The 22,207-nt window shown below is 68.0% G+C and carries 14 protein-coding genes; 9 read left to right on the top strand and 5 right to left on the bottom strand.

Translation table 11 applies throughout. The annotated features are described in order from the left end of the window. Nucleotides 1-109: 109 nt before the first annotated feature. The 8 genes from ABD658_RS13750 to ABD658_RS13715 all read left to right on the top strand — a co-directional run bounded on the left by ABD658_RS13750 (nt 110) and on the right by ABD658_RS13715 (nt 14,785). Nucleotides 110-589 carry a hypothetical protein gene (locus tag ABD658_RS13750; RefSeq protein ID WP_344683248.1) on the top strand — a complete coding sequence of 160 codons (480 nt, stop codon included), beginning with the start codon at nt 110-112 and terminating at the stop codon, nt 587-589. Beyond that, nucleotides 586-3,495 (top strand): glycosyltransferase, encoded by a 2,910-nt coding sequence (locus ABD658_RS13745; RefSeq protein WP_344744811.1) that lies wholly within the window; start codon nt 586-588, stop codon nt 3,493-3,495. The genes ABD658_RS13750 and ABD658_RS13745 overlap by 4 nt, the downstream gene beginning before the upstream one ends. Further along, nucleotides 3,492-6,278, top strand: a complete 2,787-nt coding sequence (locus tag ABD658_RS13740) for a glycosyltransferase (RefSeq protein WP_344683254.1) — start codon at nt 3,492-3,494, stop codon at nt 6,276-6,278. Before ABD658_RS13745 ends, ABD658_RS13740 begins: the two co-directional genes overlap by 4 nt. Next, a complete protein-coding gene (locus ABD658_RS13735) occupies nt 6,275-7,375 on the top strand; it encodes an ATP-grasp domain-containing protein (protein ID WP_344683256.1) in 1,101 nt (366 codons plus the stop codon). Before ABD658_RS13740 ends, ABD658_RS13735 begins: the two co-directional genes overlap by 4 nt. A gap of 172 nt (nt 7,376-7,547) precedes the next feature. Next, entirely contained in the window at nt 7,548-8,171 is a 624-nt protein-coding gene (locus ABD658_RS13730) for a hypothetical protein (RefSeq protein WP_344683258.1), read from the top strand. A gap of 38 nt (nt 8,172-8,209) precedes the next feature. Continuing rightward, a complete protein-coding gene (locus ABD658_RS13725) occupies nt 8,210-10,915 on the top strand; it encodes a glycosyltransferase (protein WP_344683260.1) in 2,706 nt (901 codons plus the stop codon). Beyond that, nucleotides 10,912-13,665, top strand: a complete 2,754-nt coding sequence (locus ABD658_RS13720) for a glycosyltransferase (RefSeq protein ID WP_344683262.1) — start codon at nt 10,912-10,914, stop codon at nt 13,663-13,665. The genes ABD658_RS13725 and ABD658_RS13720 overlap by 4 nt, the downstream gene beginning before the upstream one ends. Nucleotides 13,666-13,729: 64 nt before the next feature. Then, the gene (locus ABD658_RS13715; RefSeq protein WP_344683264.1) at nt 13,730-14,785 is read left to right on the top strand and encodes a hypothetical protein; all 1,056 of its coding nucleotides are present in this window, start codon (nt 13,730-13,732) and stop codon (nt 14,783-14,785) included. Here ABD658_RS13715 and ABD658_RS13710 read toward each other — a convergent pair whose 3' ends face one another. From ABD658_RS13710 to ABD658_RS13695, 4 genes are all read right to left on the bottom strand, one after another. Beyond that, nucleotides 14,786-15,721 carry an alpha/beta fold hydrolase gene (locus ABD658_RS13710; RefSeq protein WP_344683266.1) on the bottom strand — a complete coding sequence of 312 codons (936 nt, stop codon included), beginning with the start codon at nt 15,719-15,721 and terminating at the stop codon, nt 14,786-14,788. Between the two features lie 100 nt (nt 15,722-15,821). Then, on the bottom strand, nt 15,822-16,772 hold the full coding sequence (locus ABD658_RS13705; RefSeq protein ID WP_344683268.1) for a hypothetical protein: 951 nt from the start codon (nt 16,770-16,772) through the stop codon (nt 15,822-15,824). An 18-nt stretch (nt 16,773-16,790) separates the two neighbouring features. Further along, nucleotides 16,791-17,306: an ATP-binding protein gene (locus ABD658_RS13700; protein ID WP_344683270.1), complete on the bottom strand. Its 516-nt coding sequence runs from the start codon at nt 17,304-17,306 to the stop codon at nt 16,791-16,793. Further along, nucleotides 17,284-18,861, bottom strand: coding sequence for a hypothetical protein (locus tag ABD658_RS13695; RefSeq protein WP_344683272.1), 1,578 nt, complete (start codon nt 18,859-18,861; stop codon nt 17,284-17,286). Before ABD658_RS13695 ends, ABD658_RS13700 begins: the two co-directional genes overlap by 23 nt. A gap of 758 nt (nt 18,862-19,619) precedes the next feature. On the opposite strand from ABD658_RS13695, the gene ABD658_RS15360 reads away from it, so the two are divergent. Continuing rightward, a complete protein-coding gene (locus tag ABD658_RS15360; protein WP_425574513.1) occupies nt 19,620-21,191 on the top strand; it encodes an asparagine synthase-related protein in 1,572 nt (523 codons plus the stop codon). Nucleotides 21,192-21,446: 255 nt separating this feature from the next. Here the strand turns inward: ABD658_RS15360 and ABD658_RS13690 are convergent, their stop codons facing one another. Continuing rightward, complete coding sequence (locus tag ABD658_RS13690; protein WP_344744806.1) at nt 21,447-21,929, bottom strand: hypothetical protein; 483 nt, start codon at nt 21,927-21,929, stop codon at nt 21,447-21,449. Between the last annotated feature and the right edge of the window lie 278 nt (nt 21,930-22,207).

Genomic DNA, 22,207 nt, shown 5'->3' with positions numbered 1-22,207 from the left:
GGCCCCGGTCGCAGAATCACGCATGCGGATGGACGGACGCTTCCCGGACGGGACGCAGCAAGGATGCGCTCCGTCGCCGCAGAGGCCGACCATGAGGAGTCCAGCAGCTATGACGGGAACGGTCACGGAACCCCCGAATGAGCGCACACAGGAGCTGAAGCCCGTGCCGGAGCTGACCCCTCCGACTTCGGGCGACCAGCTGGACCCCTTGGTGGTGCAGCTCCTCGAGCAGCACCGGGCCCTGCTGCGCGAGCTGCAGTGGGCCTATAAGCAGCTGGACACCTTCCACCGCCTGGAGGTCGAGGGCGTGCTGAAGGACCTGTCCCGCAGCATCGATGAGAAGATGGCCGACCGCCAGCTCACCAAGAAGGTCGAGCGGCTCTCCAAGGACGTGGAGAAGCTCACCCGGGACGTGAAGTATCTGCGCCGGAACACCCCGGAGCTGTCCTCCCGGATCACCCGCAGCGCCCGGCGCGCCGTCGTCGTGGCCGCCACCGACCCCAAGCGCGCGGCCCGTGCCGCGGCCCGCCGCCTGCCCCGCCCCGTGAAGGACCGTCTCAAGCGCCTCGCCGGAGGCGCCGGCCGATGACGTCGGAGCCGAACACCCTCCAGTACCGCATCGCTCAGCTCGAGCAGGGGCTGGAGCTCTTCGACACGCTCAGCTCCGAACCGGCGGCCGCGGCGGCCCCCTTGGAGGATCTGCTCCAAGACTCCCGCTTCCGCCAGCTCTCCCCTCTGCGCGCCACCCCGTTCACCCACGGCGCGCTCAACGCGGAGGAGCTCCTGGAGAGCATCCGGCCCGCCATGGAGGCGCTGCCTGCCGGGGAGATGGGCATCTCCCGACCCCACAGTCGGCTGCGCATCGCCGTGGTCTGTGACAGCTTCTTCTACCAGTCCATGGACGGGCTGGTGGACCTGCTGCCGCTGAAGCCGAAGGACTGGCGGGCCCACCTCACGCAGGAGAACCGTCCCGACCTCCTGCTGGTCGCGGCCACATGGAAGGGCGTGGACGGCAAGTCCTGGATCGGCAACGCCCGGCCCGGCTCCTGGCGACGTCGGCAGCTGACCGACGTCATCATGCGGACCTTCCGCGAGCACGGCGTCCCGGTGGTCTACTACGGCAAGGAGGACCCGCCGAACTACGAGCTGTTCCTCTCCCTGGCCCAGGCCGCCGACCACATCCTCACCACCGCGGAGGAGATGGTCCCCCAGTATGAGCGGGACTGCCCCGACGCGCAGAGCATCGGGGTGCTGCCCTTCGGGGTGAACCCCCTGGTGCACACCCCCATCGGCTCCCGTCCGGCCGCCGGAGAGCTGATCCACTTCGCCGGGTCCTGGCTGCCGGAGAAGTACCCGCAGCGCACCACCTACGGGTCCTGGGCACTCAACGGCGTCATCCAGTCCGGCTACCCGCTGGTGATCATCGACCGGCACTCCGCCTTCGAGCCCAGCCCCTACGACCGTCGCTACAGCTACCCCCGCGGCTACGCCCCCTACATCGCGCCGGCCCAGCCCCTCGAGGATCTCATGGAGCTGCAGCGGGTCACCGATGTGGCGGTCAATCTGAACTCGGTGGTCGCTTCCCAGTCGATGTTCGCCAACCGGGTCCTGGAGCTGCAGGCCTCCGGGACGATGGTGATCTCCACCTACAACCAGGGTGTGAACTCTTTCTATCCGCAGGTGCACATCGCCAACTCTGCCGACGACGTCGCCGCGATGCTGAACTCCATCACCCTGGAGGAGCTGCGGCGCGTCCAGGGTGACGGCATCCGGAAAGTGTTCCTGGACGACCACGCCATCAACCGGCTGGCCGCCATCGCCCGGGCTGCCGGGGTCAGGCCGCCGCAGGACAGCGAGCGCATCCTGGCGGTCACGGACCGGCCCACCGAGGCGCTGGCGCGGGAGATGGCCGAGCAGACGCACTCCGAGATCCCGCTGACCACCTGGGACCGCCTGGCCCAGCACGACGGCGACTACGACATCCTGCTGCCGGTCACCCCGGATCGGCATTACACCCCCCGATACGCCGCCGACCATGCGGCGGCCTTCGCCTACCAGTCGGCGGGGATCACCACCAAGCTGGAGGGCACCGCGGCTGAGACCGACGACGACGCCCACCGCCACCACAGCGGGATCCGGCGACTGGAGCTCACGGCCTGGTGGCGCCCGAGCGTCGACGGCGTCGACTCCCCCGGCGCTCTGGCCTCCCGGGCGCGCGAGGCGAGGGTCTACGCGGTGGACCACCTGAACCATCACCCCGCGAACCGCGCGGTGACGATCTCGCCGAACACCGGGGAGCTCTCGGGCGTGGCCCAGGCGCTGAAGGACATCCAGGACGACCTGGTGTACTCCAACGCCGACCCCGCCCAGCTGGGCCACTCCGCGCACGGACCGTTGGCCCGGCGCATCCTGACCCCGCGCCGTCCCGCACCGGACCCGGTCCTCGGCGACGACCTCGACGGCGCCCGCCGGGAGTTCCGCACCGTGGCCCAGCAGTACGGGCTGACGCTCACCGTGGTGGTGCCGGTGTTCAACAACGGGGACCATCTGCGGCACAAGTGCTTCGCCTCCCTGCGCCGCTCCACGATCTTCGACACCATGCATGTGCTGCTGATCGACGACGGCTCCACCGATGCCGCCACCACGGACACGGTGGAGGACCTGGCGCACACTTATCCGAACGTCTCCGCCTTCCACCACCCCCGGGGCGGCTCGGGTTCCGCCTCCCGCCCACGGAACACGGGCCTCCAGCTGGCCGCCACCGAGTTCATCACCTACCTGGATCCCGACAACGAGGCCGTGGAGTCCGGCTACACCAGGCTCTACGAGGAGATCGTGGATCACCCGGAGGTCGACTTCGCCCTGGGTCACATGACGCTGTGGCGGAACACCCCCACCCGGCGGCGCCAGAAGAACGTGAAGACGGTGAAGTTCCTCAGCAGCCTGGCCAAAGGCATGGAGGAGGACGAGCTTGGAAACCTCCTCAGCGACGACGACGTGCTGACCCGCACCGCGTTCATCCCGTTCAGCATCCAGGCGATGATCGCCCGCACCGACTGGCTGCGGGCCCTGGGCATCCGACAGCCCGTGGGCGGCGTGGGCCAGGACTCCTACTTCTCGCAGCAGATGCTGCACTACGCCCGACGCATCCGACCGGTGCGCGCCAAAGTGCACACCTACTACAGCGAGGTCAGCGACTCCACGGTCAACACGGTCAGCGCCCGGCTGTTCCACCGGTATGTGACGTTGGAACGGGACCGGTGCGAGTGGCTGCGGTCCGTGGGGCTCCTCGAGGCGTATCGGCGGACCCGCCTGGAGGACTATCTGGTCACTTGGTATCTGAAGAAGCTGGCAGGGGTCCCCGCCGATCAGTGGCTGGAGGCCGCTCAGACGCTGGCCTGGATCGTGGACCTCTACGGGGGCTATGACGGCGACCGTCCTGAGATCCTGGCCTTCTACGACGCACTGCGGACCGGTGAGGAGAACGTTCGATGACCCGTCCGCCCACCGGAGAGTTCGCCTCCCGGATCGAGGAGCTGGACGCCGGACTGCGGGCCGTGGACGCCCTGGTCGCCGGCGGCGGTTCGCAGCGGTCCCTGCGCCGCACGCTGCTGCGTCAAGGAGCTCCGCACCCTTCGAGCCCCTTCGCCCGGGACGCCAAGGACGTCGGGGAGCTCATCGACCAGCTGACGCCGGTGCTGGAGGAGCTGCCGGCCGGCGAGCACGGCATCGCCGCCGGACCCACCGGCCTGCAGGTCGCGGTCATCTGTGACGAGCCGCTGCTGCGCACGTTCTCCGGGCTGGCCGAGCTGACCCCGCTGACGCCGCACCACTGGCGCACCCAGCTGGAGGAGTCCGGCGTTCCGGATCTGATGCTCATCACCCCGGTGGTGTCCGGGCCCGACGGCGGGTGGGCCGAGCTGGAGGACGCCTCCTCCGCCCAGCGGGAGCTGCTGGTGGGGCAGATCCTGCCGCATGTGCGGGCCCTGGGCGTCCCGGTGGTCTTCTGGGGCACGCAGGTGCCCCGCTTCTATCCGCAGTGGCGGCGCGTGGCCGCCGAAGCGGACCATGTGTTGACCACTACGGCGGAGCATCTGGACCGATACGCCGAGGACTGCCCGCGGGCGGAGTCGGTGGGGCTGCTGACCCTCGGCGTGAACCCGCTGCACCATTCGCCGATCGGCAGCCGACCGGCGGCCACCGATCTGATCCCGTTCTTCGGGACCTGGCACGAGCGGCTGTTCCCGCAGCGTCGGCAGTACGCCACCTGGCTGCTGGACGGTGTGCTGGACTCCGGACGTCCGCTGGCCCTGATGGACCGGCGTTCCGAGGACCCGTCCCGCACCGGGGAGACGGCCTGGCCGCCGCACTGCACCCCGTATCTGACCACCACCAGGTCCCGCGACCTGGTGGCTCGGCTGCACCGGGCCGCCGAACTGGGGATCGCTCTGAACTCGGCGGTCGCCTCGCAGACGATGTTCAGCGACCGGATCCTGGAGCTGGAGGCCTCCGGCACGCTGGTGCTGTCCACCTACAGCCAGGGGGTGAACTCCACCCATCCGCACGTGCACATCACCCAGTCCCCGGAAGACGTCGCCGCCGCGCTGGAGGTGCTGACGCTTCCCGAGCTGCGGCGCGCCCAGGGGGACGGCATCCGCACCGCGTTCCTGGAGCATCATGCCGCCGACCGGCTGTGGGCTCTGGCCGCGGTCGCAGGGGCCTCCGGAGCCGCGACGCAGGCGCCGGGCGAGGTTTCCGTGCGTCGTGTGCTCGCCGTCGCAGAGGAGCCGACCGACGTCCTGGCCGATGATCTGGCCGGTCAGACGCTCGGTGCCGTCGAGCTGGTGAGCTGGGAGGAGCTTTCCCGGCGCGCCGCGGCGGGCTCCTCCGAGGTGGACATGCTGCTGCCGGTCAGCCCGCGCCGACGCTATGGCGCCACCTATGCAGCCGACCATCTGGCCACGTTCTCCCACCAGCGGGACTGCGTCTCCACCAAGCTGGCGATCGGAGGCTCGGAGGCCGAGGAGGCGGAGATCCTGCGGGCCGACACCGGCTCCCACCGTCACCGGGTGGGGGTGGAGGACCTCACGCTGAGCGCCTGGTGGCGTCCCGGACCGGATCGCCTGCTCTCCGCGGAGCGGCTGGAGCACATCTCCCGCAGCGTGCAGGCGTACGCGAGCGACGGCTTCGGGCACCGCCCCGCCGAGGAGCGGGTCAGCCTCCGGGGCCGAACCGGTGACGACGACGTCGAGGCCGTCGCCGCCGAGGTGCGACGTACCGCCGAGCGGCTGGGCCTGCGGCTGACCGTGGTGATCCCGGTCTTCGACAACGGCGAGCACCTGCGGCACAAGGCGTTCGCCTCGCTGCGCCGCTCCTCGATCTTCGAGCAGATGCATGTGCTGCTCATCGACGACGGCTCCCGGGGACGCGCCACGGTGGAGACCGTGGAGGAGCTGGCGCGCCGCCATCCGAACGTGACGGCGTACCGTTTCGCCGTCGGTGGCTCGGGCTCAGCGTCGCGGCCCCGTGACCTGGGAGTGCGGCTGGCCGCCACCGAGCACCTGGCGTTCCTGGATCCCGACGACGAGATGGTCTCCGACGGGCTGGCGAAGCTCGTGGCCGATCTGGACGCCCATCCGCAGGTGGACTTCGTGGTGGGGAACTTCACCCGCTGGTCCACCCGACACCAGCTGCTGGACCATCATGCGGAGGTCCGGGAGATCTTCGCCGAACATTTCGACGGTCACGGCACCGTGGTGCTGCCTCAGAACCCCCACGAGCTGTGGGGCTTCCGTTCGCTGCGGATCCATTCCGCCGTGGTGCGCACCGCCTGGCTGCAGGGGCTGCAGCCGGTGCAGCCCCAGGGCGCGGCCGGACAGGACAACTTCCTGGCCCAGCAGATGATGCACCGCGCCCGCCGGATCCGCACGGTGGACGTGCCGGTCAACGCCTACTACAGCGAGGTGGCCGGCTCCATGGTCAACTCGGTGTCTCCGCGGTACTTCCGCAAGTACGTGCCGCTGGACCGGGCTCGGGCGGACTGGCTCCGGGAGCACGGCCTGCTGGAGACCTACCGTCGCACGCGGTTCGAGGGCTACACGGTCAACTGGTACCTGAAGAAGCTGCGGCTGGTGCCGGAGGACGAGTGGCTGGAGGCTGCGGAGGCGATCGCGGAGATCCTCTCCTTCTACGGCGACCACGAGTGGACCGATCCGGCGGCGCTGGCGTTCTTCGACGACCTTGCGGCCGCCCGCGCAGCGCGGAGGGGAGACCGATGACTGACCAGGCCGAGAGCCTCGACCTCCCAGAGCACCCCGCACCGCCGGAGTCCGCCGAGCGGACCGGCGATGCGAATCTGGACTTCGTGCGCACACAGCTGGCATATCGGCATCTGCAGTTCACCCCGGTGCCCTCCTGGCCGGGGCACCGCCGAGCCCTGACACAGGAGGCGGTGCGACGCGGACTGACCGTCAGGGACGCGGACAAGGCCAGCTACTTCTTCGACGGTGGCCGCTGCGTGGGCGGCACGGTGGGGCTGATCAGCACCCTGGCCGGGTACTCCGCCGTGCGCACCACCGGGTCCAAGGCCCTCACCAAGGATCTGCTCTCCCGGGCGGGTCTGCCGGTGCCGCAGGGGCGGCACTTCGGTGCCAAGCGGCTGGAGTCCGCGGTGTCCTGGTGGGCCGACCAGACGCAGGCAGGGTCGGCGGGCGACGTCGTCGTCAAGCCGGTGGACGGCAACGCCGGCCGCGGAGTCAGCGTGGAGGTGCGTACCGAGGAGCAGCTGCGGGCCGCCTGGCAGCTGGCCCGACAGGAGTCCAGCCGCAAGCAGATCATCGTGGAGCAGCAGGTGGAGGGAGTCGACACCCGGGTGTTCGTGGTCGGCCGACGCGCCGTGGCCGCGACCGTGCGGGTGCCGGCCCACGTGATCGGTGACGGCACCCGCAGCGTGGCCTCGCTGGCCGAGGAGTATGAGCAGGCCCGCACGGTGCACAGGTATCTGTCCTCCCGGCCGACGTACCTGGACGTCGGCCTGTTGGGGCGTCGCGGCGTCGCCCTCGACGACGTCCCGGCGCCCGGGGAGGTGGTCTTCCTCAACGGGACGGCGAACGTCTCCCAGGGCGGGGTCACCGTGGACGTGACCGATCAGATCCATCCCCAGCTGCTGGATCTGGCGGTCCGGGCCGTGGACGCCTTCCCGGACCTGCGGGCCGCCGGGGTGGATCTGCTGGTCCCGGATCTGGGCGCTCCGGAGGGTGCCACGGTCATCGAGATCAACACCTCGGCCAACTTCTCCATCAATCAGGTGCCCGGCTACGGCCCGCCCCGGGACGTGGCGGCGGCGATGCTGGAGGAGATGCTGACCGGCCGATGAACGGCCTTCCAGCAGTTGAGAACCCCCAGCCGTCCGCCCGGAGAGGCCTGGGGAGGCGTTTAGACTGAGTGGCACGGAAGCTGGGGGAGGCTTCCGGGGCAGAGCATGCGCTGAGCACAGCATGCACAGAACACAGCACACCTTTGATGACTGGACGGACAAGGAGTCACGCGTGAGTGCAGGGGCAGCAACGGACCATGAGGCGACGATCCTCGAGGGGACGACGGAGACCACCGCAGATGAGGTGAGCGCCGCCCAGTCGGCGCCTGCCGAGGAGCCCATGCCGGAGGTGGTCGAGGCGCTGCTCGATCAGCAGCGGGCCCTGCTGCGCGAACTGGAGTGGACGTATCAGCAGCTGGACACGTTCAACCGGAACGAGACCCAGCGGGTGCTGAAGAACCTGGCCTCGAAGATCGCCAGCTCGCCGGCCGTCTCCGACGAGCGGCTGGGCCAGGCGGAGAACACGTTGCGCAAGGAGATCCGCAGGGCCGGGAACTACGCCCAGCGCGTCCCGTCCGGCTTCCCGAAGCGGTTCCAGGAGCTGGAGCGGCGTCTCGACGGCGTCGAGCAGCGGCTGGGGTCGCTGGAGAAGCGGCTGACCGCCCTGGAGAAGCCGCTCGCCGCACTGAGCACCTCCCTGAAGAAGGTGGACCGCTCGGTGGACCGTCTGGTCCGCGCCGAGCAGGCCCGGGGGGCGGTGCAGCGTTCGGTGAAGCGGGCGGTGCGGACCGTCACTCCGGAACCCGTGCTGCGGCGCGTGCGCCAGTCCGGCCCCCGGACGGATGCGGGCCAGTGAGCGGGGCGCCGCACTCGGTCAGGTTCCGACTCGGACAGGTGCGACGCCGTCTCCAGCAGTTTGAGGAGGTCAGCTCCGGGCTGCGCCCGCGCACCTCGCTGCTCGAGCCGGTCTCCTCAGCGGAGGTCACCGCACCGGTCTCCACCCCGTTCGTCCACGACGTCCGGGACGCCCGCGAGCTCTTCGAGTCTCTGCTGCCGCAGCTGCGTCAGCTGCCCGCCGGTGAGATGGGCATCTCGCGGCCCCACACGGGACTGCGCATCGCGATCATCTCTGACAAGTTCCTCTTCGAGTCCTTCGAGGGCCTGGCTGATCTGGTGCCGGTCACTCCCCGGAATTGGGAGGAGCCGCTGCAGCAGGAGCGGCTCCCGGACATCCTCCTGGTCGCGGCCACCTGGCGCGGGCTCAACGAACGCTCCTGGCGGGGCCTGTCGAATCCGGAGTCGAACCGTCGCCGGCTGACGGTCGAAGAGATCATGCCGGCGTACCGTCGGCGGGGGATCCCGGTGGTGTTCTACGGCAAGGAGGACCCGCCGAACTACTCCTCCTTCGTGGGGCTGGCCCAGGCCGCCGACCACATCTTCACCACGGCCGCGGAGATGATCCCGCACTATGAGCGGGACTGCCCACAGGCGCAGAGCATCGACGTGCTGCCCTTCGCGGTGAATCCCCTGGTGCACTCGCCCATCGGATCCCGCCCGGCCGTGAGCGACCTGGTCCACTTCGCCGGGTCCTGGCTCCCGGAGAAGTACCCGCAGCGCAGCCGCTACGGCATGTGGGCCCTGAGCGGCATCGCCCTGTCAGACCGGCCGCTGGTGATCTTCGACCGTAACTCGGACCTGTTCCTGGGCGATCCTCGCTACGCGTTCCCCACCGGCTACGCCCCCTACATCGCTCCGGCCCGGGACCGGGAGGATCTGATGCTGCTGCAGCGCGGCACGGACATCGCGGTGAACCTGAACTCGGTGGTGGCCTCCCAGACGATGTTCGCCAACCGGGTGCTGGAGCTGCAGGCCACCGGCACCATGGTGATCTCCAGCTACAACCAGGGCGTGAACTCCTACTACCCGCAGGTCCACATCGCCAACTCCACCCGGGATGTGGCCGCGATGCTGGAGTCCCTCACCCTGGAGGAGCTGCGGCGCATCCAGGGAGACGGCATCCGGAAGGTCTTCAGCGACGATCACGGCGTGAACCGGCTGGCTGCCATCTGCCGGGTGGCCGGAGTGCCGGAGCCGCAGGACCATGAGGTGGTCCTCGCCGTGGCCGAGGACCCGACGCCGCAGCTGGCCCGAGACCTGCAGCATCAGACGCATTCGGCGGTGGAGCTGGTTTCCTGGGACCAGCTGCCGCAGCGGCGAGGGGACTTCGACATCCTGCTGCCGGTCTCGCCGCACCGGCGCTACTCCCCCACCTATGTGGCCGACCACGCCGCCTCCTACGCCTACAGCGCGACGGCTGCCAGCCACAAGCTCGCCGGCGACGCCGAGCAGACCGACCGCCTGGCGCACCGGCGCCACCGGGGTTCCGCGGACCTGCCGGACCTGTCGCTGTCCTCCTGGTGGCGGCCGGCCGCCGAGCAGCTGGCCTCCCCTGAGGCGCTGCGACGCCACGCGGAGACCGCGGAGATCTATGCCATCGACCACCTGGGGCACCGGTCCGCCGAGGACGCGATCACCGTCTCCACCCCGACCCCCGGGGACGCGCCGCTGTACCGGGGCGATGATCTCGAGCAGAAGGCCGCCGAGTGCCAGGCCCTGGTGGAGGAGCTGGACCTGAAGCTGGCCGTGGTGGTGCCGATCTACAACAACGCCGACCATCTGCGGCACAAGGCGTTCCAGTCGCTGCGGCGCAGCCGGAGCTTCGAGACGATGCACGTCCTGCTGGTCAACGACGGCTCCACCGACATGCACACGGTGGACACGGTGGACGAGCTGGCCGCCGCCTGGCCCAACGTCACCGCGTTCCATCACGCACCGGGCGGCTCCGGCTCGGCCTCCCGGCCACGGAACACCGGCCTGGCCCTGAGCTTCACCGAGTTCGTCACCTATCTGGACCCGGATGACGAGGAGTACCGGGACGGATACTCGGTGCTCATGGAGGCGCTCGAGGAGCAGCCGGAGGCGGAGTTCGCGGTCGGGGACATGATCCGGTGGCGCAGCGGCCGCAAGCACATGCACTATGTGAGCCACATGGAGCGCCACATCGAGGAGCGTGACGGGCTGCTGCGGCCCACCCGAACCTCCTTGCGAGAGCTGGGCTTCGTGCCGGTCTCCATCGAGGCCGTGGTGGCCCGCACCTCCTGGCTGCAGTCACTGGGCCTGGCGCAGCCGGTCGGCGCCACCGGCCAGGACACCTACTTCTTCCAGCAGATGCTCTACTACTCGACGGCGATCCTGACGGTGCCCAAGGCGGTGTACACCTACTACGGTGCGGTGGACACCTCGATCGTGAACGTGGTCTCGCCGCGCTATTTCCGCAAGTACCTGATCCTGGAGAAGGACCGGACCGCCTGGCTGCAGGAGACCGGCCTGATGCAGGACTACCGGGACACCCGCCTAGAGCCGTTCTTCCGTTCCTGGTATCTGGGCAAGCTGAACCAGGTCCCGGCGGACCAGCGCGAGGAGGCGGCCGCCGTCGTCCGTGAGCTGGCCGCGCTCTATGGCGACCATGACTGGCAGGACCCGGACATCCGCCGCTTCCTGCAGTCGGATGAGGAGCATGTGAAGGAGATCGCCCGATGAGCCTGGACGTTCCTGCGACCCCGACGGCGGAGCTGTCCTCCCGGCTGCGTCAGCTGGAGCTCGCCTCCTCTCAGCTGGACCAGGTCCACGCCGGCCGGCTCGCTGCCGCCGAGTACCTCCACGGCGCCGACCTGGCCGGGCCGCACCCGTCGACGCCGTTCGCCCATGGGGCGGCGGGCGCGGACCAGCTGCTGCGGCAGCTGCGTCCGGTGCTGGCCGCGCTGCCCGAGGGCGAGGAGGGCATCAGCCGGCCGCGAACGGGCCTGCGCATCGCGCTGATCGCCGAGCGGCACCTGGTCCATACGCTGGAAGGTGCCGCGGAGCTGGTCCACCTGGCGCCCACCGCCTGGCAGGGCGCGCTCGACGCCGCTCCGGCGGAGCGTCCGGACCTGCTGGTGGTGGCCCCGGTGCAGGCAGGTCGACGGGACGCGTGGAAGGGCGCGGGCGATCCCGGCACGTATGTGCGCCGTCGGATCACCGGCTCCATCATCCCTGCCTTCCGGGGCGTCGGCATCCCCGTGGTGTTCTGGGGGACCCAGGAGTCCCGGTTCTATGAGGACTGGGTGGACGTCGCCCAACAGGCCGACCATGTGCTGACCGTCGCCGAGGAGCTGGTGGAGCGCTACGCCGCGGACTGCCCGCGGGCCAGGACGGTGGAGGTGATGCGCCCTGCGGTCAACCCGCTGCTGCACTCGCCGATCGGCACCCGGCCGGCATCGGCCGATCTGATCACCTATGCGGGCACCTGGCACGCGAAGCTCTTCCCCCAACGGCGCGAGTATGCCACCGCGCTACTGGAAGGGGTCATCCGTTCCGGCCGTCGCCTGCTGCTGTTCGACCCGCGGTCGCAGGCGGCCACCCGCGACGATCGGTTCTCCTACCCGCGCGGCTTCACCCCGTACCTGGCCTCCCATGTGGGGCCGAAGAAGCTGATCGCACTGCAGCGGGCCTCAGATGCCGCGATCGCCCTGAACTCCACAGTGGCCTCCCAGACGGCGTGCTCGCCGACCGCGCTGACCCTGCAGGCCTGCGGCACCGCGGTGCTCTCCACCTACAACCAGGGGCTGAACTCCGAGCACCCGCATGTGCACCTGGCACAGTCCGCTGAGGATGTGGCCTCCCACCTGGAGACGCTGCCGCTGGAGGAACTGCGCCGCATCCAGGCCGCGGGCCTGCGGACGGCGTTCCTTCAGGACCACGTGGTGGACCGTCTTCATGATCTGGCCAGCGTCGCCGAGGTGGACGCCCGCAGCGCGCTCCCGGCCGAGCCCCGAGTGCTCGCCGTCGCAGAGCAGGTCACCCCGGCCCTGGCCCGGCAGCTGCAGCGGCAGAGCATCGGCCCGGTGGAGCTGGTGGCCTGGGATCAGGCCCCGGCGCGGGCCGGGGCGGTGGACATGCTGCTGCCGGTCTCCCCGGGACGGTCCTACGGCCCAGAGTACGCTGCCGACCATCTGGCCGCCTTCGCCTATCAGTCGGCGTCGGTGACCACCAAGCTCGACGGCCCGGCGGAGTCCGCCGACCAGTGGGCGCATCGGCGCCTCGACGGCGATTCCGCGGCCCTGGAGCTGACCGCCTGGTGGCGTCCGGAGCCTGCCCTGCTGGCTAGCCGGGAGCGGCTGCGCGCCGCCCGCCGGGAATTCGCGGTCTACGCGATCGACCACGGCGAGCATGGCCCCGCTGACGGGGTGCTGGCGCGCAGCGCGGAGCCTCGGGAGCGCGACGACGACGTGTCGGCCGTCGCCGTCGAGGTCCGGCGTCGTGCCGAGCAGCTGGGTCTGCGGCTCACCGTCATCGTGCCGGTGTACAACAACGGCTCCCACCTGCGGCACAAGGGCTTCGCCTCCCTGCGACGGTCCGCGCTGTTCTCCCAGATGCAGGTGCTGCTGATCGACGACGGCTCCACCGATGCGGTCACCGTCACCACGGTGGACGAGCTGGCCGCAGAGCATCCGAACGTGACCGCCTACCACTTCGCGCCGGGCGGCTCCGGCTCGGCCTCCCGACCGCGGAACCTGGGCATCCAGCTGACGGCCACCGAGTACGTGGCCTACCTGGATCCCGACGACGAGATGGTCTGCGGGGGCCTGGCCCGGCTCGTGGAGGAGCTCGACGCCCACCCGGAGGCGGACCTGGCGATGGGCAACGTGCTGCGCTGGTCCACCCGACGGCTGCGCATCGACCATCACCAGGAGCTTCGGGAGGTGTTCGGCGGGTCCGATGACGACGCCGCCAGGACCCTGGTGCTGCCGGAGGACTCGCTGGCCCGGTGGGGCTTCCGGTCCCTGCGCATCCACGCCGCGGTGATCCGCACCTCCTGGCTGCAGCCGCTGGACCTGCAGATGCCGCTGGGCGCCCTGGGGCAGGACAACTATCTCTCCCAGCAGATGCTCCATCACGCTCGGCGGATCCGCACGGTGGACGTCGACGTCAACGCCTACTACAGCGAGGTCTCCGGGTCAGCGGTCAATGCCATCTCTCCCCGGTACTTCGCGAAGTACCTGCCTCTGGAGCAGGACCGCGTGGCCTGGCTGCGTGAGCAGGGACTGCTGGAGGACTACCGGCAGACCCGACTGGAAGGCTACGTGGTCAACTGGTACCTCAAGAAGCTCAGCCTGATCTCCTCCGAGCAGTGGCGTGAGGCGGCTGAGCACATCGCCGAGATCCTGGCCCTCTACGAGGACGGCCCCTGGACCAGACCCGAGATCGACCAGTTCCTGACCGACCTGCGCACCGCCGTGGAGAACGGCTGACCCCGCCCTTCGACCCGCGCTCCAGGACTGAGAGGACACCCGGAGCCGCTATGAGGAGACCCCGTTGACGATCGCTCATCTGGCCCCGCACCGCCGCTTCATCGAGCGGCACATCGCCCCCCGATACCGGGAGATGAACTCCTTCGCCGAATGGCCGGGACATCGGGGCGGCATCATGGCCTGCGCGCGCTCCCGCGGTATGGAGGTCATCGAGCACGGCAAGACGGCCATGTTCTTTCGGAACGGCACGCTGGTGGGTGGGCTGAACCGTTTCGCCCCCTCGCTGACCGGCGGCCTGGCAGAGCGCGTGTGCCTGTCGAAGACACTGACCAAGGTCGCGCTGGACCAGGCCGGAGCGCCGATCCCCCAGGGAGTGTTCCTCACCGTCCGGCAGCTGCCGGCCGCGCTCGAGCATCAGCGGAGCGTGGGCTTCCGCCCGCTGGTGCTCAAGCCCTCGGATGGAAACGCCGGGCGCGGGGTGACGACGAACATCACCACCGAGGAGCAGCTGCGGTCCGCCTGGGCCCAGGCGAGGCGGGAGACCGCCAACGGCCGGCTGATCCTGGAGGACCACGTGGAAGGCATCGACCTGCGCACCTACGTGGTCGAAGGAGAGCTGATCGGCGCCGCCGTGCGGGTGCCCGCGCATGTGGTGGGCGATGGGACCACCAGCGTGTCCGGGCTGGTCGAGGAGCTGACCACCATGCGCTCCTCGCATGCCTATCTGCGGTCGAAGAAGCTCGTGGTCGATGATGCGGTGCTGGCCTCCCAGGGTCTGGACCGCGAGGCCAGCCCCGCGGAGAGCCAGGTGGTGCTGCTGAACGCGGAACCCTACCTGGGGACCGGCGGCATCAATGTGGACGTCACCGAGGAGCTGCATGAGGACCTGGCCCGGCTCTCGGTGGAGACGGCCGCGGCGATCCCCGGGCTGCACGCCGTCGGCCTGGACCTGATGGTGCCGGATGTGCGCAGCGGCGAGGGCGCGTTCATCACGGAGCTGAACTCCCGGGCGAACCTCTCGATGAACCAGTGGCCGGCCTACGGGACCGGCCGGGAGGTCACCACAAGCATCGTGGACGCCATGGAGCGTCTCGGCGCAGCGGCACCGGCCGGAGGCTGATCACCCGAGGGCGCTCTCCAGGAACGAGAGGATCTCGCCCGCGACGTCGTCACGGATGGGCGGCTCGTTGTGCACCTCGTGGCGGTAGCCGCTGTAGACGCGGGTGCGGACCTTCCGGTTCCCGGACTCGGCGAGCGCATTGGCCACATGGTAGGCGCCCTCGCCGTAGTTGGTGACGGGGTCCTGGTCGCCGGCGAGGATCAGGACGGGCAGGTCGGTCGGGATCCTGGAGAGGGTCTGGGGGTCGTTCGACTCCCGGTACAGCGAGACGAAGTCATGCAGGAAGCGCAGAGAGAGCGGCTCTCCGAATCTGTTCAGCGGATCCTGCGCGTGATCGCGCACCACGTCGCGGTCCAGTGCCACCCAGTCCGTGGGGCCCTGGACGTCCTCGTACCGTGCGAGGAATCCGTCGAACAGGGCGGGCAGGAACTCCTCTGCGGGGCGGGAGCCGTCGCTGTCTGCAATCGCGGCTTCGACGGCGGCGAGGTCCAGGGTGTCCATCGAACGCACCTGGGCGGCGATCCCACCGAGCAGCAGTCCGGAGATCCCCTCAGGGTCCCGCGCGGTCAGCACGCGGGCGATGATCGAACCCCAGCTGTGGCCGAAGACGAAGTAGGGCAGGTCCGGGTACTGGGCCGTGACGGTCCTGCGGAGCGCGGCCTCGTCGGCGACCACGGCTTCGGCGCCTTCCGGACCCGTGTCGGCCCACACCCCGGACTCCATGGCAGTCTTGCCATGGCCGGCGTGGTCGTCTGCGGCGACGATGAAGCCCTCGTCGAGGAGGCGCGTGATGAGCCGCAGGTAGCGGCGGGAGTGCTCACCGAGGCCGTGGATCACCTGGACGATTCCGCGTGGTGGGACGACGGGGGTGTAGATCCACGCGTGGATACGGTCCCGGCCGTTGTGGGAGGGGAAGTCGGACTCTTCGAGCGCCATCTCAGCTCCTTCACTGGCACGTCCGCAGGGCTTCCTGTCGATCTTAGCCGTTGGTGGCCCACATCACTGCTGAACCGGCGGCACCAGACCCTCGGCCTCATCACGGGGTCGGGGACGGCAGGTCGAATCCCGGAGTGACCGGACCCTTCCATGGCTCCCCGCTCCCCCAGTCCACCCCGAGGGCCTTTCCCGCATGCGCGGTGAAGGACCGCACCGCCCAGCGCGGACCGCAGACGATCATCTCGGTCTCCGTCTCGCCGTCGGCCGTGGTCCGGGCGGTCAGGGAGCCTGCGACACCGAGCTTCTTCACCCCGTAGACCAGCCGGGACCGCTGCCGGGAGGTGACCGTGATCCCGCCGGTCAGCCGGAAGCGCCGGCGATGGGCGAAGCGATGGGCAGGCACCGGCGCGATCTCGACCTCGGAGGCCACACCGTCGCCGATCAGGTCCAGCACGGGACGCAGCGGCCAATGGAGCTGGGCGTCCGCCGGCCCCGGAGGCTCGGAGTCGGGGAACACGGCATCGATGATCTCTCGAGGCACGTCCCGCCCGGTGCCCTCCCAGGGGTACATGTTGAGCTCGATCTCCGGACGCGAGTTGAGCTCGATGACGGCGGGATCGCCGTCGTCCTCACCCGATCCAGGGGCCCACCGCAGGTCCACGCCCGCGAGCGCCAGGCCCGGGACGGCCTGGACCGCCCGCACCGCAAGGTCCGCCAGACGGCGCGGCAGCTGGTCGGTGACGTCGAAGGTGTCCCCGCCGGCACTGGCATTGGCCTTGCCGCGCAGCAGGAGCTGGTCGCCCTCCGGCAGCACGCTCGTCCGGGTGTGTCCAGCATCGCGGATGTGCGCCTCGATCTCCGCATCCCGGATGATGGGCTTGAGGTACGGATTCTCGGCTCGCAGCCGGTTCTTCTGGTCGATGAGCTCATCGATGGTGCGTGTCCCGTCGCCGATGACATTGGCCGGCACGCGATAGCAGGCCGCGACGGCACGGTCGCCCACCACCAGCACACGGTAGTCCTCCCCGGGGATGTGCCGTTCCAGAATCATGGAGTCGACCCGTAGTTCCTAACGCAGCACAGCGAGGTACAGACGCAGCGTGTCAGCATCGCCGATTCCGGTGAACACGCCACGGCCCATGCTGCCGCGGCTGGGCTTCGCCACCACCGGGTAGCCTTTGGCCTCGGCACGTGCGACGACGTCCTCGTCCGTCTCCACCGTGAGATCCACAGTCACCGAATCGGGCGTGGCGACGCCCGCGCGGGAGAGGCACCGGTTCGTCCGGGACTTGTCCTGTTCGATGAGGATCGCCTCACGCGCGGTCAGCGAGGGGCGCGATTTGTCGAACCGCACGGTCCGTTCTCCGTCGGAGATGCGAAAGCGTCTCAGGCTTCCATCCAGGGCACGCACGGTGAGTCCCCGCCGCCACGCCTCCAGGGCGATCGAATAGCTGGAGAGTTTGAAGCCTGCTGCCTCGCGCATCACTTCCGGGGAGAAGTGCCGCGGGTGCGGAATCTCGGCGGCCTCTCCTTCCCGGTCGGTCTGGACCTGGGGGCCGTTGTCACTGTGCGGTGCCGTCGTCATCGCCGCCGTCCTGGGCTCCGCCCGCCGCCCGCAGCTCGGCGAGCTCGGCCTGGGCCTGCTCCAGCTGCTTCTTAAGGGAGGCGTTCTCCTTCTGCAGCTCCTTCTTGTGGCTGTAGGTCTTCTCGCCGCGCTGGAACTCGGCCACCGGGATGCTCAGATCCGGTGCCCGCCACTTCTTGCCGTTGACGTAGTAGCGCGCCAGGCGAGGTTCGCTGCGTTCGATGATGGCGCGGAAGAGCCCCTTCTGCGCGCGGACGGCCTCCGGCACGTGCAGCATGAGCTGGATCATCCGGCGGGAGCCGTACATGGAGTAGGTGTCGAAGGTGAAGTCGGACTCGACCAGGTGCGCCAGGCCCCAGTAGGCGGTGCGGTGCTCCCACTGGAAGATGTCGCTGAGCAGATAGCCGTTGGGCACGCTGCGCAGCTGGGTGGAGTCGATGTACTCCTGGAAGGCCTCGATGCCGGGGCGGAAGGCCGATCGGGGCTTCTTGGTCCGGCGCAGTGCGCGGCCGTGCTTGGTCAGTGTCGCCATCCGCTCGGCGCTGAAGTTGTGGTCCTCCGCGTGGTGCATCAGGTGCCCGTAGTGCCACTTGCCGATGCCGTTGACCTGGGAGCGGATGTGGATGGCGTCATGCGGGAGCTTGCGGTGGTACACCCAGGCGAGCTTTCGCATATGCGCCCGGGGGCTGGCCTCCTCCAAGACGGCGCGGAACGCTTCCGGGGCGGGCTCCTCCTCGTCGAGGTGGAAGACCGTGTGATCGAGGTCGAACCGCTCAGCGATGCGGGCGGCCAGCTGCCCGTCCCGGGACAGCATGCGGGAGGTGGCGTCGCCCTTCAGCTTCTCCTTCGAATAGGTGAAGGTCTTCAGTGCGTCGTAGTGCCCGTGGAACGCCGCCAGCGACGTGCGGGTGTCCACCCCGGCACTCATGGACAGCAGGATCTGCCGGTCCTCGGCCAGCAGCAGGTCCCGCTGGATCTCCAGGTGCGGCAGCATCGCGTCCACCGCCTGGTCCACGGTGAGCGGGTCATACGGCCGCGGCCCGATCCGAGTGATCTCCCCGGTGCCGACGGTGACCTCCGTGTTCGGCATGAGGAACCAGATGCCCTCGTATTCGGTGGACCGGCCGGGCATGTCGAAGGACTGGGTGTCCCCGATCCACTTCGCGATTCGGCTGGGCGGGGCCGCTGCAACCATTCCGACCAAATTGATGTGCGATCCGAGCAGACGAGCCTCATCATCGTGGAACATGGCCCGAGCCCCCGAGCCGTCGGTCTGGGCTCTCATAGTGCTGCCCTGGAGGTCCAGCACCACATACTGGCCGAACATGTCCTCGAGGTCGTCCAAGAAACTCTGTCGGCTCTGCGTCAAGGATGCCAGCAGGCGTCGAGCCACCTCGGCGATGTCCGTCGTGCGCCAGCCAGTGTGGAGCACATGCCCGCAGACCAGGACCTCGGAGTCGCCCTGGCGAGCGACGGCAAGCGCGGACCGCGGGTCCCAATGGAAGATGCCCCCGCCGAAGGCAATACGCCGCCAATGGGCAGCCCAAGGAAACACAACTCGATCGGCGCTATAGACGTAACCTCGGCTGAAGCGAAGATGGCTGTAGTCCCCCACAGTCGGTCCCGGAGCCGCCTGCCGAGTCTGCACTTCGACGTCTGCCACGGGAGCCCCAGCAGATTCCTTCAATCTAGCCACCACTTTTCGATCCTGAACGTCTGCAGCCACGATCGAGCTATAGACAAGGTCAAAGTCCACCTAGCACACTCTATCGCTTCTGAACTGCGAAGTTCTGATCCATCGATGACGTCGGCACCCCTCCAGTCCATCAGCTCCTCTCGCGTGCACGCTATGCCCCAGATGCCACAATCCTCCCTCTCCGGTTCGGGTGACTCCAGCTTCTACGACTTTCGCTGACGCGCCGAAGGCGCAGCACAGCTCCTCGTACCCGCAACGTTGAAGTTCACCGTAGACCACACGATCCGAACGCGATTCAGGAACCCTCTCGAAAGCACGTCGCGCAGTACCCGCACAGACTACTGAGCGCTCCTATCCGTTGCGGGGCTTCCTCACCTAAGTAGCAGGTCCCAAAGGGACGCACGCCACTTCTGATCGTTGATCGATCGCCTGGGCGCACCTCCAGCATGGTCTGCTGCACGATTTCTGTGGTAAACGACGCTGAGAAGCGGAGAAGGCCCCGCGACCATTCTGCAAGGTAGGGTAGACCTCAGGATCGACCCACCCGTCAGAGCCCCGTGCCGCCGGACCCCAACAGACCGCAGATTCGATTCCTTCTCAATCTCGGAGACTAATCGATGTTCTTAATCTCATCGTTCCAACCAGAACCTAGTGTGGAATTCGAGGGATACTGCTGGCAAGGGACAGACTTGATCGTCGGCCCCGAAGGAGCGGAAGAGTATCGCCGTATCCGACAGCGGGAAGTCACATTCGACAACGACGGCTGTTACGTGCTCGTGAAACGGAGAGCGAGAGGATGGACGGTAGGCACCGACTCCCGTGGACTAGCACGCCTGTTCCTCTATGAAGCGGGAAACAGATGGGCCGTGTCATCCTCGCTGACCGAGCTGGTGGAGCATTTGAGAAGCCACGGCGTCATCCTCTCCACTCGCCCGGAACTATTGAGGCCATTCGGCGAACGCGGAGCATTTACTTCCCAGATCACAACGTCTGAAACTTACATCTCAGGCATACGCCTGGTGCCGTCCTTCAGCAGGATCTCCCTCAGCGCGGACGGTCCAGAGCTCCATCACGCAGAACAGCCCTTAGCTGAGTCATACGAGTCAGCTTTGTCCCACTACCTATCAACATGGCGATCGCGCGTCATGACGCTCCTTGATGACGAACGAGTCTCAGTCTCTGCTGATCTAAGCGGCGGCTTGGACTCTCGCACCGTACTGGCCTTCCTCCTCTCCACGGGAGAATTCGACACGAGACGCAAACGATTCCGCCTCGCCTCATCGAGAGACAAGCAGGACGACCTCCGCGCAGCCTCTACCATTGCGGACCATTACGGACTAGAACTGAACGGTCACCAGGCGACAGCGGGCTCCCCTCGTGATGACGCCGGGAGCATGGGGCACTGGGAACGAAATTCTCTGGGAGTATATTTACCACTCTATCTCAACAACCAGACCTTCAACGCATTTCAATTTCAGGCACACGGCGCTGGGGGAGGAAATTTTCGCCCCCACTTCAAAGACTCGAGCATTGAAGATAGAATAAATAGATACAAGCGACGCATTGACTCGGATGAACATTCGCGCTGGCTTGACACCACTCTAAGCGACATGGAGACCCTCCAAAGATGGAGGCCATTGACTCCAATAATGGTGCTGCATTATAGGGAGTTCAGGAATCGTTTCCATTTTGGCCACAACCCCCATCGACGGGCAATGCTGACTCCCTTGAACTCAAGCATGACCGACCAGCTGACAGATGGCCCAACGGGGGTGAGCGCACGACAGTTCTACTTCGACACCATGGAGTCCCTAAGTCCAGGACTCAAGGACCTGCCGTACGACAGCCCGGAGAAATCTCCGGACGACGACGTAAGGCGCTCCATAACGCGGGCTGAGGTAGCCGATCTCGCTCCGGGGAGGATCTATGGCACCTCACCGGGTCACCAGGTGACGTCTCACCATGCACAATCCAGCCCCTACGCTGCATGGCTGGAGGCTGCTGGGCGCGCGACCACCAACGCAGACGTTCGCGAGTTCCTCGGTCCAGACGCCTCGATTCGTTGCGACGAGGCCTTGACTCAAGTAGCACGCGCCGAACGTCCGCTGGGCTCGCACCACCGTGCCACCTTGGACCTCTCGCATGCGCTGCTTGTCGAATTTGCCCTCGGTCAACGACCTGCCCTGTAATACACCGCGCAATCTGATTCCTCCCACCCACCCGTTGGGAGTCGAAGCTGAAGCTCGTCCTGCCCGGTTCGAGAATGCGCAACCGTACACGACGATCGGCGCCGCGCCTAGGTGAAGCTCCCTTGGGTTGATGGAGACTCTGGTCTGCCCCGGGTTCTACGGCGTCTAAGTTTTAGGATTCTGGTGCCCCCACATCAGGAGGCTCCGATGGGACGACCGGGCTATCCAGCTGAGTTCAGACGCAAGGCACTCTAACTACTCGCCGCGGACCCCATCGCGGCCAGCGTCGCGCACGATCTCGACATCAGCAACCAGGCGATCTGCAACTGGCGCCGCCAGAACTGATCCGACCACGGCGAACAGTCCGGGCTGACCACCGCCGAGCACGCCGAGCCGACTGCGGCGAAGAAGCGGCTCCGCGACCGTGAGACCGAGCTCGCGGTCACTCAGAGGGCGGTCTGATGCTCTGAAGGAGGAGACCACCCCAAAAGAAAGCCCGCGGCGGTCGAGGTGATCACCTCGGACAACCTCCCCGTCCAGGGCGCCTGCCGGCTCCTCGGGGGCTCCGAATCCGGCTTCTATAAGCAACAGCGTTGGCCACAGCCAGAGCGTGCGATCCGACACGCAGTGCTCACCAACCTCATCACCCAGACCCACGCCGAGTCTAACGGGACCTACGGCATCGAACGGGTCCACGCCGAGCTCACACTGGGCCGCGGGGTCAAGGTCGGTTTTCACCAGGTCCACCTGCCCATGCAGCGCGCGGAGGTGCAGGGGGTCATGGCTGCTGAAAATGGAGACGGATCAAGCCCGACAACATCGCCTGCTACCTCATCGAACGCGACTTTACGCGCAATGGCCCGAACCACCCGTGGGTCACCGACATCGCCGAACTGAAGCGCCCTGGGTTTGATGGAGGTGGTCCGTCCTGAGTTCCGAGGAGTTTGGATTTCGTGGATTCTGGTGTCCCGAGCATTGGAGTGCCACATGGGACGAAGAGGATATCCCGCTGAGTT

Source organism: Nesterenkonia aethiopica, assembly GCF_039534665.1.
GTDB lineage: Bacteria > Actinomycetota > Actinomycetes > Actinomycetales > Micrococcaceae > Nesterenkonia > Nesterenkonia aethiopica.
The sequence above is the reverse complement of the archived record's forward strand: the minus strand, read 5'-3'. Positions and strand labels throughout refer to the sequence as shown.